This window comes from Paractinoplanes aksuensis (assembly GCF_024137025.1).
Classification (GTDB): Bacteria; Actinomycetota; Actinomycetes; order Mycobacteriales; family Micromonosporaceae; genus Actinoplanes; species Actinoplanes aksuensis.
Map to the genome: position 1 here is coordinate 111489 of NZ_JAMYJR010000032.1, position 14316 is coordinate 125804.

Below are 14316 nucleotides of genomic sequence, written 5' to 3' on the forward strand. Positions count from 1 at the left end.
TCGGTGCCCTGGGGACAGGCCGCGACCCCGAGAACGGCCACGACCGTCAGGCAGGACAACCGCCGGGTGCTCTTCATCCCAGTGCCTCCTGTCAAGACACCCAGGCCCGTGTGCCGGGTTGTCCGGGACCGTACGTTTGCCCTCCTGCCCACGAGGCGAGAGGCCCGACAAACCCGATGAAGCCCGGCTATTGACCCGTACGTCCGTCGATGCATTCCCGCAGCAGGTCGGCGTGCCCGCAGTGCCGGGCGTACTCCTCGATCATGTGGATCAGGATGTCGCGCACGGCGGCCTCGCCCCCACGGTCACCGGGCAGCGCGACCATGACCCCCAGATCGGTGACACCGTCGAGCCATTTGTCGGCCGCCGCGATCTGCTCCCGCCAATCCGCGAAGGCCTGGTCGACCAGCGCCGGCTCACCGGCCACCTCATTGAAGTCGACGTCGTTGTCCTCGACAGTCCAATAGATGCGTGGCACTTCATGGTAGTGGCCCTGCATCACCCGGAAGAACCAGTTGTGCTCGACCCGAGCCGTATGCCGAATGAGCCCGAGCAAACTCATCGTCGACGGCGGCACCGACCGCGTGGCCAACTGCTCGGCCGTCAGCCCCTCGCACTTGAGCCCCAGAGTGAGCCGATAGTTCGTCAGATACTCGCGGATCGTGGCTATCTCACCCACCGGGTTACCCAGCGTCCGAGGGTCGCTCTCGGGCGCCACCCACATCCCATTGAAACTAGTCATGCCCCACACCCTGGCCGACGAGATCATCCGGCCGCCATCGAATTCCGGGCACTCTCATTGATGGACATGAGTTGTGAGCTTCTGTGATGTGAGCGGGCGGTCCAGGGGTTCGCGCGGCGGAGCCCAGGACGGGTCGGCTTCGCCGGGCGGTGGCTGGGAACGCGGGACGACCCGATCGCGCCCAGCCGCACCGGCCAACGTGGCCCACGCCCAGGAGATCACGGCCGGCGCCGCGGCAGCAGGGCGGGCTGGTGCGGCCGGCCGCAGCAGTACCGGGAGCCCCGGTGGCGAGTTGGAGTTCAGGCTCGATTTCCCACGTGGCTCCGACTTTGTCGGTGGAGGTTACTCACCGCGCGCGGCCGAGACCTATCGGCGCATCCGGAACAGCCCGGAGGACACGCCGATTGTCGCGGCGAACACCGGCATCGACCCGAGAATCATTGAAGGAATGCGCCAGATGCGGGTGACCGCGGAGCGTTTGATCGCTGTTGATTGGGAACGGCGGGGGGACAGGGCCTGGTCCAAGGCCGCGCTTCTCAAGGAGTACTTCCGGCGCGCCGCGCGGTGGGCGGCGGTCTATGGCTGTGACGATCCGGTGCCGTTCTTCGATATCGCCGCGTGCGCCGATCCCTCTGTTCGGGCTGACCCACGGGTTGTTGAGGATGTGCTCGGGAAGGTCGAAGCGGGCGGCCGCACCGTGGCCCGGGTGGTGCCGTTCATCCTGCACGGCGCAGCCCTGCGCGCCACCCCGGGTCTTGACCTTCCGCCCGAGTTGGAGGATCCGTTCGAGCCGCTCATCACGTTGTTCGAGCGGGGCGGGGGCTTTCACACCGAGAAGGGAGAGGTCAATCTCGAGTGGAAGTCCGTCCGCATGGCCGGGTGGCGGGACCGGCTCAACGATCCACCCCTGACGATCCACTCGAGCGACAAGTTTGACGACCTCGACCGTGAAGGCTTGTCATCGAGCGGGCTGGGTGACCAGCTTCGGCGCGGAATCGAGTGAGATGACTGTGTCGACCGAGGCCGCTACGTCTTCGCGGTGGGTGATCAGGAGGACGGTTCGGGGGCCGGCGGCGGCCAGCAGGTCGTGGGTCAGGGCGGTGGCGGTTTCGTCGTCCAGGTGTTCGGTGGGTTCGTCCAGGATCAGGATGGGGTAGTCGGCCAGCAGGGCCCGGGCCAGGGCCAGCCGTCGGCGCTGGCCGCCGGAGAGGGCCATTCCGTGTTCGCCGACCAGGGTTTCCAGGCCCTTGGGCAGGGTGTCGGTCCAGTCGAGCAGGCGGGCCTCGGCCAGTGCGGCCCGCAGGTCGTCGTCGGTGGCGTCGGGGGTGGCCAGGCGCAGGTTGGCGGCGATCGTCGTGTCGAACAGGTAGGCGTCCTCGGGCAGGTAGCCGACCACCCGGCGCACCGCGTCGGGGTCGAGCGTGCGCAGGTCGGTGCCGTCCAGGGTGATGCGGCCGGCCGTGGGGTCCAGGAACCGCACCAGCAGCGACGCGATCGTGGTCTTGCCGGAGCCGCTCGGGCCGACCAGCGCCACCCGGGCTCCCGGCTCGAGATCGAACGACATTTCCCGTACGACCGTCGGCCCGCCCGGCCAAGCCGCGCTCACGTCCTCGACCCGCAACGTGTGCGAGCCGACCGGCACATCTTCGACCCGCCGGGTGTCTCGGCCGACCGGCACTTCAGCGGTGCCGCCGGGGGTCGGATCGGTGGCTGTGAAGACCTCGGCCAGGCGGCGTAGCGCGGCCCGGGCCTCGGCGTAGCGCTGGGCGGCGGCGGGCAGGGCGCCCACGACCTCGAAGACCGCGAGCGGGGTGAGCACGATGACGGCCAGCAGTTCGCCGTCCATGGTTCCCGACCGTACGGCCACCGCGCCCGCAGCCAACCCGGCCAGCACGCACAGGCCGGTGGTCAGCACGGTCACCGCCGCGGAGGCGCCGGCCGCGGCGGCCGAGCGTTCGCCGGCCTTGCGCAGGCGGGCGTCCACCTCGGAGAGCCGGGCCAGCTGGGCCGCATCGGCGCCGTAGGCCAGCAGGTCGGGCAGGCCGTGCAGCAGGTCGACGGTGCCGGTGGCCAGTTCGCCGCGCAGCGGGGCCAGGCGGCCGTCGCTGCGCCGGGCGGCCGCGCGTTGCATCAGCGGCACGATCACGCCCACGAGCACCAGGCCGGCGGCCAGGGCCAGGCCGGCGACCAGGTCGAAGGAGCCGATCAGCAGCACCGAGGCCAGGCCGACCACGGCGGCCACGGCGTACGGGATGAGCACCCGGGTCAGCATGTCGAGCACGGCGTCGACGTCACCGGCCAGGCGCTGGGCCAGGTCGGCCTGGCGGAAACCGGCCAGCCCGGCCGGGGCGACCTTTTCGAGCTGGGTGAAGAGGCGCACCCGCAGGCGGCCGAGAGCGCGCAGGGCGGCGTCGTGGGCGGCGAGCCGTTCGACGTAGCGCAGCACGCCGCGGCTGATGCCGAAGGCGCGCACGGCGACGATCGCCACCATCAGGTGCAGCACGGGCGGGTGCAGGGCGGCCCGCGAGATGAGCCAGGCCGAGGTGGCCATCAGCCCGACCCCGGCGCCGGCCGCGCCCACCCCGGCCAGCACGGCCAGGGTCAGGCCGCCGGCCGCGGGCCACGAGGCCGAACGAAGCAGCCGCATCCAGCTCACGACGCACCTCCGGACGCAGAAACAGGGGCAGCGCCGCGAACGGACGCGGCGTCGGGGGCGGAAGCAGGGGCAGCATCGCGAACGGACGCGGCGTCGGGGGCAGAAGCAGGGGCAGCGTCGCGAACGGACGCGGCGTCGGGGGCGGAAGCAGGGGCAGCGCCGCGAACGGACGCGGCGTCGGAGGTAGGAGCGAGAGCAGGAGTGAGGTCGACCACGCGGTCGGCCAGGGCGATCAATTCCGGGCGGTGGGCGGCGATGAGCACCGTACGACCGCGGGCGAGACGACGTAGGGCGGCCATCACGGAGTCGGCGGTGGCGCGGTCGAGGTTGGCCGTGGGCTCGTCGAGGAGCACGATCGGCGCGTCGCGCAGGAAGGCCCGGGCCAGCGCGATCCGCTGACGTTGCCCGGCCGAGAGCCCGGCCCCGTCGTCGCCGAGCCGGGTCGCGTACCCGTCGGGAAGCTCTTCGACGAAGTCGGCCGCGCCGGCCGCCGCAGCCGCCGAGGCCACCGCCGCCGCTGAGGCGACCGTGCCCAGCGCGATGTTGTCGTGGATCGTCCCCGCGAACAGGTGCGGCCGCTGCGGCACCCAGGCGAGCCGGGCCCGCCAGGCGGCCGGATCGACCGTCGCGAGGTCCACGTCGCCCACCAGGACCCGGCCCGATGCCGGGCGCACGAAACCGAGCAGCAGCGCCAGCGCCGTCGACTTGCCACAGCCGCTCGGCCCGGTCAGCGCCACGATCTCGCCCGGCCGCACGACGGCCGACAGTTCCAGGGAGGAGGACCGGAAGGGCACGACGACGTCTTCGAAAATGATCGGCGCCGGCAGAACGAAGTGGGCTGATCCGGTCGCCGGAACCGGTGTCTCGAGCACCTCGAAGGCCGACGACGCGGCGGCCAGCCCTTCCGCGCTCGCGTGGTAGTGCGCGCCCACCTGCCGCAACGGCAGATACGCCTCCGGCGCCAGGATCAACACCAGCAACGCCGTACGCAGGTCGAGGTCGCCGTGCACCAGGCGCAGCCCGATGCCGACCGCCACCAGCGCGACCGACAGGGTGGCCAGCAGTTCGAGCACCAGCGACGACAGGAACGCGATGCGCAGCGTCCGCATGGTGACCCGGCGCTGCTCCTGGCTGACCTCGCGGATGAACCCGGCCTGGGCCCGCGCCCGCCCGAACAACTTCAGCGTGGGCAGCCCGGCCACCACGTCCAGGAAGTGGTGGGACAGCCGGGACAGCAGCTTGAACTGCCGCCGGTTGTCGGCCTCGGTCTTCAGGCCCACAAGTGCCATGAACACCGGGATCAGCGGCAAGGTCAGCACGATGGTCAGCGCGGCCACCAGGTCGGCCGGGAAGATCCGGGTCAGCACCACGAACGGCACCAGCGCGGCCAGCACCAGCTGCGGCAGGTAGCGGGCGAAGTAGGCGTCCAGCGCGTCGAGCCCGCGGACGATCAGGGTGACCGAAGCGCCCGTGTCCGAGGTGGAGCCGCGCGGCCCGAGGGCGGTCAGGTGGGCCAGCAGGCGTCCGCGCAACTCGCTCTTCACCCCGGCCGCCGAGCGGACCGCGGCCGCTTCCTGGGCCCAGGCGATCGCGGCCCGCCCGGCGACGATCGCGAGCAGGGCGGCCAGGGCCGGGACGAGGTCGGTGAGCTCGGCCCCGTCCAGGAACACGGCCGTGATCCCGTACGCCAGCAGGGTTGCCATGGCCACGATCAGGGCGGCCTGGGCCACGCCCAGCGCGACCGTGATCACCAGATAGGTGCGGGCACTCCGGGCGTGGCGCAGCAGCCGGGGGTCGAGGGGTCTCACGCCGGGATCCGGTCGATCGTGAGCCGCTTGCGGAAGACCCAGTACGTCCAGCCCTGGTAGGCCACGACGAGCGGGGTGAAGGCGACCGCCACCCACGTCATGACCTTCAGCGTGTAGGGCGTGGAGGACGCGTTGTCGACAGTCAGGCTGTTGGCCGGGTCGAGGGCGGGCATGACGTTCGGGAACAGCGTCACGAACAGCCCGGCCACGGCCAGCACCAGGGTCAGCGCGGTGGCCAGGAAGGCCCAGCCCTCGCGGCGGAGCCGGGTCGCGGCGGCCGCGCCGATCAGGGCCAGCGCGGCCACGACAAAGATGATCACACCGATGGCGTCGAAGTGGGCGACGCCCGTCCACAGCAGGAACCCGGCCGCGATCACGATGGCCGGCACGCTGAGCGTGGCCGCGAGCTTGCCCGCCCGCTCGCGCATCTCGCCGTCGGTCTTGAGGGCGATGAACACCGCGCCGTGCAAGGCGAACAGCACCAGCGTGGTCAGGCCCCCGAGCAACGCGTACGGGTTGAGGAGGTTGAAGAATCCGCCGATGTACTCGTGACCGGCGTCGAGCGGCACCCCGCGCACGATGTTGCCGAACGCGACGCCCCACAGGACGGCCGGGACGAGGCTGCCGCCGAAGATGCACCAGTCCCACCGGCGCCGCCAGCGCTCGTCGTCGCGCTTGCCGCGGTACTCGAACGAGACGCCCCGGATGATCAGCGCGATCAGGATGAACAGCAGCGGGAGGAAGAAGCCGGAGAACAGCGTCGCGTACCACTCGGGGAAGGCGGCGAAGGTGGCGCCGCCCGCGACGACCAGCCACACCTCGTTGCCGTCCCAGACCGGGCCGATGGTGTTGATGATCAGGCGCCGCTCACGGTTGTCGCGGCCGAGCACCGGCAGCAGCACGCCGACGCCGAAGTCGAAGCCCTCGAGCAGGAAGTAGCCGGCCCAGAGGAGCGTGATCAGGGCGAACCAGACGGTCGTGAGTTCCATGATGTCCTCTAGTAGGCGAAGGCCAGTGGCTTGTCGGCGTCGTCGGTCTCGGGCGGGATCTCGGGCGCTCCTTGCCGGGCGTAGCGCACGAAGATGCCGACCTCGATCACGGCCAGGACGCCGTAGAGCAGGGTGAGCAGGATCAGCGAGGTGGCCGCCTCACCGGTGCTGACCGAGGGGGAGACGCTCTCGGACGTCTTGAACAGCCCGAACACCGTCCACGGCTGGCGGCCCATCTCGGTGAAGATCCAGCCGAACGAGTTGGCGGCCAGCGGCATCCCGATCGAGCTGATCGCGGCCACCCACAACCAGCGGTTCTTCGGCGTACGTCCCCCGCGGGTGAACCAGAGGGCCGCGAGCGCCACCAGCATGGCCAGGCCGCCGAACCCGATCATGAAGCGGAACGACCAGTACGTGATCGGGATCGAGGGCTTGTAGTCGCCCGGCCCGTACTTCTCGACGTACTCGTTCTGAAGGTTGTCGATCCCCTCGACCGGCCCGTCGAAATTGCCGGTGGCCAGGAACGACAGGACATTGGGGATCCGGACGCTGTAGAGCTCCTCGTCGCCGCTGAGCGACCCGATCGTGAAGATCGAGAAGCTGGCCGGCTGCGCGTCCTGGTACAGCGCCTCGGCTGCGGCCATCTTCATCGGCTGCTGCTCGGTCATGATCCGGGCCTGCTGGTCGCCGGTGATGAGCACGCCGACGCCGGCGATCAGCACGACCCAGGCCCCGAGCTTGAGGCTGGGCCGGAAGACGTCCTCCTGGTTGCGCCGCTTGAGGTGCCAGGCGCTGATCGCCATCAGCACGGCGCCGCCGGTCACGAAGCAGGCGGTGATCGTGTGCGGGAAGGTGACCAGGGTCGTCGAATTCGTGAGCAGGGCCCAGACGCTGGTCAGCTCCGCGCGTCCGGTGTCGGGATTGATCTGGTATCCGACCGGGTGCTGCATCCACGAGTTGGCGGCCAGGATGAAGTAGGCCGACAGCAGCGTGCCGATCGCGACCATCCAGATGGTCATGAGGTGCAGTTTCTTCGGGAGCCGGTCCCAGCCGAAGATCCACAGGCCGAGGAACGTCGACTCGAGGAAGAAGGCGAGCAGGCCCTCGATGGCCAGCGGGGCGCCGAAGACGTCGCCGACGAAGCGCGAGTAGTCGCTCCAGTTCATGCCGAACTGGAACTCCTGGACGAGACCGGTGACCACGCCGATCGCGAAGTTGATCAGGAAAAGTTTGCCCCAGAACTTGGTGGCCCGTAAGTAGTGTTCCTTGCCCGTGCGCACCCACGCGGTTTGCAGACCCGCGACCAGGAACGACATTCCGATGGTGATCGGGACGAAGAGGAAGTGATAGACGGTGGTGACTCCGAACTGCCACCGGGCCAGGTCGAGTGCGTCCACGAGGGGTCCTTTCCGACGATTCTCAGGTGAGTCTCGTGAACCGGGACGCCCGTCGATCAGGGCCGAAAGTCCCACGGCGACGTGACGCCCGACACGAAGAAGCCCTCAGCCGGTTGGCCCGGCCGAGGGCTCGTGGTGGGGATGGTCAGATGAGCCAGCGGTTCTTCTGCACGAGGGGGAGCTTGGCCCACCAGCGGCCCAGGCCCCAGGTGTGCCCGGCGTAGGTCAGGGCGAGGACGACGGCGCCGAGCGCGTAGACGACGTGGTAGTCCATCACCGGGTTGCTCGAGCCACTGGCCAGTGGCCATTCGGCCGCCCACATCAGCGCCATCATCACCGTGGTGCCGATAGCGGCCAGGCGCAGGCCGACCCCGGCGATCAGCGCGAGGCCGATGGCCAGCATGCCGAGCATGAACGACCAGTTGGTCCAGGCGTCGCCGGCGATCGCGTGGAAGAAGCCCTGGAACGGCCCGACCTCGACGGCCGAGAGGAAGCCCTTGGTCGGCGAGCCGCCGTTGATCCAGGCCCGCTCCCACGGGGTCGACCAGCCCAGGCCGAAGGTCTTGTCGAGGAAGGCCCAGAGGAAGACGAAGCCGACCGAGATCCGCAGCACGGCCAGGCCTCGGGCGGCGGCCCTGGTGAGCATGGCGCCGGGAGCCTCGACCGTCTCGAGGTGGGTCACGGCGTTCCGGCGGATGGTGTTCATCTCTGCCTCCTTCATCGTTTTCTCTCGTCTTCGACACTCCTCTCGTTCGGCTCGGCGCACCTGTGCCATCGCTCCCGACCCGGTGGGACCAAAGTCCCGCTTGTTACGGGAATGGACGCGAACGGTTTCGGGTTTGTTAACGGCCAAGATCAACAAGCCGGGCATAGATCACGGTTGCTATAGCGTCACCAGCACTTCAGACCTCTGATCGAGTCGAGGTAATCCGTGACGCGTCCCCTCCCCTTCGTCGTGGCGGCCGTGACCGCGCTGGCGCTGACCCCACCCGCCCCGGCCGCCGCCGCCTCGGAACTCGCCGTTCCCGCGAGCCCGAGATCCAGCACCACCACCATCACCCTGATCACCGGGGACAAGGTCACCGTCCGGCCCGGAGTCACCACAGTGCAGGGTCCGGACGGCGAGCAGATCGGCGCCCGCATCACCACGGTCGGTCCGGACACCTACGTCTATCCCGACAGCGCGATGCCGTACGTGGGGTCGGGTCTGCTCGACAAACGGTTGTTCAACGTCAGCCTGTTGCAGCGTGAGGGCTACACCGACGCCGCGGCCGATCGTCTGCCGGTGATCCTCGGTTACGAGAACGCCGCCGCTCGCCGGGCCGCGGCGCCTGCGGCGAGCACGGTCCTCCGTGAGCTGCCCAGCATCCAGGGCAGGGCGGTCAGCCTGGATCGCGGCCGGGCCGGGGAGTTCTGGTCGTCCTGGAAGGCGCAGGGCGGCACCAAGGTCTGGCTCGACGGCAAGGTCCGCGCGAATCTGGCTGACAGCGTGGCCCAGATCGGCGCCCCGGCGGTTTGGGCGGGTGGCAACACCGGCGAGGGGGTCGACGTCGCCGTGCTCGACACCGGCGCCGATCTCGACCACCCCGACCTGGCCGGTCAGGTCGAGGCCAGCCGCAGCTTCGTGCCGGACGAGGAGGTCACCGACCGCGAGTCGCACGGGCACGGCACGCACGTGGCCTCGACGATCGCGGGCACCGGCGCCGCCTCGGACGGCCGCGAGCGCGGTGTCGCGCCCGGGGTCGACCTGCAGATCGGCAAGGTGCTGGACAACGGCGGTGCGGGTTACGACTCCTGGATCATCGCCGGCATGGAATGGGCCGCGCGGGAACGCAAGGCCAAGATCGTCAGCATGAGCCTCGGTGGCGGGCCGACCGACGGCACCGACCCGATGAGCCAGGCCGTCAACCGGCTCAGCGCCGAGACGGGCGCGCTTTTCGTCATCGCGGCCGGCAACAGCGGGCCGAGCGAGACGACTGTCGGGACGCCCGGCGCGGCCGACGCGGCTCTGACCGTCGGCGCGGTCGACGCCGACGACCGGCTGGCCGAGTTCTCCAGCCGCGGTCCCCGCCTGGTCGACCAGGCGCTCAAGCCGGAGATCACCGCGCCCGGCGTCGGCATCCTGGCCGCCCGGTCGCAGTACGCGGACGGCGAAGGCTCGTACGCGACGTTGAGCGGCACCTCGATGGCCACGCCCCACGTGGCCGGCGCGGCCGCCCTGCTGGCCGCCCAGCACCCGGGTTGGACCGGCGCGCAGTTGAAGGACGCGCTGATCAGCACGGCCAAGGAGACGCCGGACCACAACCCGTACGAGGCCGGCAGCGGCCGCCTCGACATCGCGGCCACGACCAAGGCCACGGTCTTCGCCACCGGCACCGCCTACCTCGGCAGCCACCCGCTCGACGACGAGCCGGCGGGCACGGTCGAGCGCACGATCACCTACACCAACACGGGCCGCGCGGCGGTCGACCTCGACCTGAAGATGGACGGGCCCGGCCTGATCACCCTCTCCGCGTCGCGCGTGACCGTTCCCGCCGACGGCGCGGCCACGGTCACCGTCCGGGCCGACCTCGGTAGCTCCACCGAGAAGGGCCGCTACACCGGCAACGTCGTCGCCACCGCGGGCGGCATCCGCGTGGCCGACACGGTCGTCGGGCTCAGCACCGAGGACCAGCCCCGGCACCTGACCATCACGCCCACCGGGCGCCACGGCGAGCCCATGCCCGGCTCGATCATGCTGCTCCGGGAGGGTGACCCGGCCGGGTCCTACTACAACTTCATCACGTACGACGGTGGCCCGATCGACGTGCTGGTGCCGGACGGCCGGTACGCGGTGTGGATGTGGGGCACTGTCGAGGGCCGCAACGGCCCCGATTCGCGCGGCATGGCCCTGGTCAGCGCGCCCACGGTGGTCGTCGAGAAGGACACCGCGGTCACGCTGAAGGCCGCCGCCACCCGCGAGGTGCAGGCGATCACGCCCCGCGCCACGGCTGACGCCGAGGTGCGCCTCGACTACCACCGCGAGCTCGGCGCCACGGCCGAGGCCACCGACGCCTACATCCTCTCGCGTGAGTACGACAGCATCTGGGTCACGCCCGGTCTGAAGGCCCGCGACGGCAAGATGTCGGTGACCGCCCGCTGGCGCAAGATCGAGCCGGTGCTGTCGCTCGGCGACGCGTACGACGACCTGATCCTGCTGCCCGGCTCGACCATCCCGGCCGAGGGCTCCCGCCTCATGAAGGCCGCCCTCGCCGGACAGGACGTCGCCGGCAGGATCGCCGTGGTCCGCCGCGGCGACCTCGACGACCAGGTCGAGGCGGCCGAGAAGGCCGGCGCGGCGATGCTGGCCATCGTCAACACCGAGCCCGGGCGCTACTTCGACGCCACCAAACGGACAAAACTGGCCGTGGTGTCGCTGACCAAGGACGCCGGGGAGCGCCTGATCACCCAGCTCGGCCGGGGCCCGGTGAACCTGCGCGTCACGTCCGACCCGACCACCGACTACCTGTACGACCTGGTCCGCTACTGGCCGAACGGGGTGCCCGGGTCGGTCACCTACCGCCCGTCCGAGCGGGAGCTGGCCCGGATCGACGTCGACTTCCAGAGCACGTCGAGCCGGGAGATCTCCGAGAAGCGTTTCGACAAGAACCCGGACATGCCGGTGAAGGTCGGCAGCACCCAGCTGATGCGCTCGGACCGCTTCCGCACCGACTGGGTCACCGCGCAGGAGGACGTCCGCTGGTCGACCGACATGGACGACCTGTACTCGTTCCAGCTCGGCGGCGACACGACCTACCGGGCCGGCAGCCGCACCGGCGAGACGTGGCTGGGCGCGATCCAGCGTCCGCGGATCAACGAGGCGGTCACGCTGCCGCGCCGCGAGGGCGACCGGATCGTGGCCGAGATCCCCGGCTGGGGCGACTCCGGCGCGAACCACGCCGGTGTGGCCTTCCCGGACGGCGGCGAGATGACCGCGACGCTCACCCAGGGCCGGACGGTGCTCGAGAACAACACGTACAACTGGATCGACCAGAACTCCGGCCTGAGCCCGAAGCGGCTGCCGTACCGCCTGGTCACCACGACGAAGCGCGACTCCACGGCCTACCCGTACTCGGCGAAGACCCGCACCACGTGGGACTTCGTCTCGGACGCGAGGACCGCGCGGCTGCCGCTGATCCAGCTCGACTACCGGGTGGCCACGGACTTCTCGCACCGGGCGTCCCGCTCGACCGCGATCACCGTCGTGCCGTCGCACCTGCCCGGTGCGCCGAGCACCGAGGCCATCAGGACGGTCGCGCTGGACGTGTCCTACAACGACGGCGTCACCTGGGTCAGCCGGCGTCTGCATCGGACGAACGACGGCTGGGGGACGGACCTGCGGGCCCCGAAGAGCGCTCAGCACGTGACGCTGCGGGCCACCGCCCAGGATGCGTACGGCAACAAGGTCGAACAGACGATCACCCGGGCCTTCGGCCTGAAGTGACCGGTGGGCCGGGCCGCTGCAGACGGCCCGGCCCCGCTCCTCCGTCAGTGACCGGGATCACGCCGTGCCGATCAAGCGGGTACGGTGGGTGGGCGCGGGACGGGAGGGCGGGCATGACGGAGCTCTACTCACGACGGTCGTTCCTGGCCGGCGTGCTCACGGCCGGCACTCTCTCGGCAGCCGCCGGTTATGTGCTCACCCGGCGCGAATCGGTGCAGCTCACGCTGGCCTCGGGGGCCGATCCGACCGGCGGCCGGCGCCTGCTGGTGACGATGTGGAACGAGCTCAACCCCGGCGCCCGCATCGAGCTCAAAGAGGTCAACAGCTCGACCCGCGACCAGTACGAGACGTTCCTGCGCACCCGGGCCGACATCTTCAACCTCGACGTCATTCACATCCCGCGCTTCGCCGACGACGGGCGCATCGTCCCGATCACCCCGCGCGGCGAACTGCAGCTGCTGCCCATGGTGCGCCGGCTCAGCGAGCGCCCCGGCTCGGACGAGTTCTGGGCGCTGCCGTTCAACACCGACGTCGGCATGCTCTACCGCCGGATCACCGACAAGGCCGTCGCCGACGACAAGCCCGACCTGGCCGAGGTGCTGGCCCGCGCGCCCGGCGAGTTCGTCGGGCAGTTGCGGACGGTCGGCCCGCAGACCGACGAGGCCTTCGTGATCAACGTGCTCGAGCACGCGCTGGCCCAGGACGAGGCGATCCTCGAGGCCGACGGCACGATCTCGTTCAGCCTCGGGCAGTGGCGCGAGGCGGTCGGCCCGCTGGCCGCGGCGATCAAGGACAAGAAGGTGCGCACCGAGGCCGGCGAGGACTACACCACCCGTACGTTCCAGCGGTCCGACCTGCGCTACATGCGCAACTGGCCCCGGTCGTACCCGGCCATCGACCGCGCCGAGCGCACGAAGAAGGACACGGCCGAGGTGCGGATCGGCGCGCTGCCCAACGGCATCATCGGCGGTCAGAGCCTGGCCGTATCGGCCACCAGCGAGAACCGGGACGTGGCCGAGGAAGCCATCCACTTCCTGACCAGCCCTTCGTCCCAGATGCACCTGGCCAAGTACGGCTTCGCCCCGACCAGCCTCGACGCGTACATCGACCAGGGCCTGAGCGAGGAGCTGCCCCACCTCTACGACATCCGGCTCGCGATGGAGTCGGCCCGGCCGCGGCCGCTGCTAGAGAGGTACACCGAGTTCTCGCAGTTCTTCGCCGACCACATGCGCCGCTACCTGTACGACGGGGAACAGCTCACCCAGCGGTTCATCGAAGACCTGCAGGGGACGTTGCGATGAACGACGTGGCAATCGACGCCTGGCAGATCCCGATCCTCGTCACCGCGGCCATCGTGCTGGTCGAGGCCGGCTTCAACCTGATCCTGCGCTACCGGGGCAGCCGCCCGCCCTCGCAGCGGTTGCGCACCGCCGGGTTCGGGGTGCTCGTGCTGCTGACGATCACCGTCTTCGTGGCCGCGCTCGGTCCGACCCGGGCCGATCAGCTGTCCAGTGTGGCCGCCGCGGTGGCCGCGGTGGTCGCGCTGTGGCTCACCTATCGCTCCTACAACGCGACTTCTCGGGCCCGCGAAGAGCGGGAAGAGGCTGCGGCGGAGCCCGATGATCCAGGAGAATCCGACCATGGGTGACTTACGGGTGGTGGTGTGCGGCGGATCGGCCGCCGGGGGAGTGCTCGAGCTGGTCGTGGCCGCCTGCCGGCGCGGCTGGACGGTCGACGTCACGGCGACGGCCAACGCCCTCGAGTTCATGGACCCGAGCGAGGTGGCCCGGGCCTGCGGCCGCCCCATCCGCACCACGTACAAGTTCGCGGCCGACGGCACCCGAATCTCGCCCCCGGCCGACGCCATGATCGTCGCCCCGGCCACCTTCAACACGATCAACAAGCTGGCCAACGGCATCGCCGACACCTACCCGCTGAGCTCGATGGCCGACGTCATCGGCCGCGGCGTGCCCACTGTCCTGGTCCCCGCGGTCAACGAGCCGCTGGCGGCCCGCCGCCCGTTCCGCCGCTCGCTCGACGAGCTGCGGGCCGAGGGCGTCCGCGTGCTGTTCGGCCCGGTCGACGGCTGGGTCCCCGGCAGCGACGCCCCGTTCCCCTGGATCAAGGCCCTCGACCTGGCCGAGGACGTCTTCGGATTGACCCGTATGGATAGCCGCGCTTCGATGGGGGCATGACTCGCTTTTCTCGGCGGTGGCGCTGACCGTGGCCTCGACGGCCGCC

11 protein-coding genes are annotated in these 14316 nt (G+C 70.5%); 5 read left to right on the forward strand and 6 right to left on the reverse strand.

Going from position 1 to position 14316, the window contains the following annotated elements; all coding sequences use genetic code 11:
* Positions 1-187: 187 nt before the first annotated feature.
* Positions 188-742, reverse strand: a complete 555-nt coding sequence (locus M1L60_RS29425) for a DinB family protein (RefSeq protein WP_253240790.1) — start codon at positions 740-742, stop codon at positions 188-190.
* A gap of 292 nt (positions 743-1034) precedes the next feature.
* Between M1L60_RS29425 and M1L60_RS29430 the strand changes: the two genes are divergently transcribed.
* Complete coding sequence (locus M1L60_RS29430; RefSeq protein WP_253240791.1) at positions 1035-1745, forward strand: hypothetical protein; 711 nt, start codon at positions 1035-1037, stop codon at positions 1743-1745.
* Here M1L60_RS29430 and cydC read toward each other — a convergent pair.
* The 5 genes from cydC to M1L60_RS29455 form a co-directional block, all read right to left on the reverse strand.
* A complete protein-coding gene (gene cydC / locus M1L60_RS29435) occupies positions 1701-3389 on the reverse strand; it encodes a thiol reductant ABC exporter subunit CydC (RefSeq protein ID WP_253240906.1) in 1689 nt (562 codons plus the stop codon). The genes M1L60_RS29430 and cydC overlap by 45 nt on opposite strands.
* A 5-nt stretch (positions 3390-3394) precedes the next feature.
* Positions 3395-5206, reverse strand: coding sequence for a thiol reductant ABC exporter subunit CydD (cydD, locus tag M1L60_RS29440; RefSeq protein WP_253240792.1), 1812 nt, complete (start codon positions 5204-5206; stop codon positions 3395-3397).
* A complete protein-coding gene (gene cydB, locus M1L60_RS29445; RefSeq protein ID WP_253240793.1) occupies positions 5203-6195 on the reverse strand; it encodes a cytochrome d ubiquinol oxidase subunit II in 993 nt (330 codons plus the stop codon). The genes cydD and cydB overlap by 4 nt, the downstream gene beginning before the upstream one ends.
* 8 nt (positions 6196-6203) lie before the next feature.
* Positions 6204-7592: a cytochrome ubiquinol oxidase subunit I gene (locus tag M1L60_RS29450; protein ID WP_253240794.1), complete on the reverse strand. Its 1389-nt coding sequence runs from the start codon at positions 7590-7592 to the stop codon at positions 6204-6206.
* 145 nt (positions 7593-7737) lie between these two features.
* Complete coding sequence (locus tag M1L60_RS29455; RefSeq protein WP_253240795.1) at positions 7738-8298, reverse strand: DoxX family protein; 561 nt, start codon at positions 8296-8298, stop codon at positions 7738-7740.
* A 225-nt stretch (positions 8299-8523) separates the two neighbouring features.
* Here M1L60_RS29455 and M1L60_RS29460 point away from each other — a divergent pair, with 225 nt between their 5' ends.
* The 4 genes from M1L60_RS29460 to M1L60_RS29475 all read left to right on the forward strand — a co-directional run bounded on the left by M1L60_RS29460 (position 8524) and on the right by M1L60_RS29475 (position 14270).
* The gene (locus M1L60_RS29460) at positions 8524-12075 is read left to right on the forward strand and encodes a S8 family serine peptidase (RefSeq protein WP_253240796.1); all 3552 of its coding nucleotides are present in this window, start codon (positions 8524-8526) and stop codon (positions 12073-12075) included.
* 113 nt (positions 12076-12188) lie between these two features.
* Positions 12189-13376 (forward strand): extracellular solute-binding protein, encoded by a 1188-nt coding sequence (locus M1L60_RS29465; RefSeq protein ID WP_253240797.1) that lies wholly within the window; start codon positions 12189-12191, stop codon positions 13374-13376.
* Positions 13373-13723, forward strand: a complete 351-nt coding sequence (locus tag M1L60_RS29470; RefSeq protein ID WP_253240798.1) for a hypothetical protein — start codon at positions 13373-13375, stop codon at positions 13721-13723. Before M1L60_RS29465 ends, M1L60_RS29470 begins: the two co-directional genes overlap by 4 nt.
* The gene (locus M1L60_RS29475) at positions 13716-14270 is read left to right on the forward strand and encodes a flavoprotein (protein WP_253240799.1); all 555 of its coding nucleotides are present in this window, start codon (positions 13716-13718) and stop codon (positions 14268-14270) included. Before M1L60_RS29470 ends, M1L60_RS29475 begins: the two co-directional genes overlap by 8 nt.
* The last annotated feature ends 46 nt before the right edge of the window (positions 14271-14316 follow it).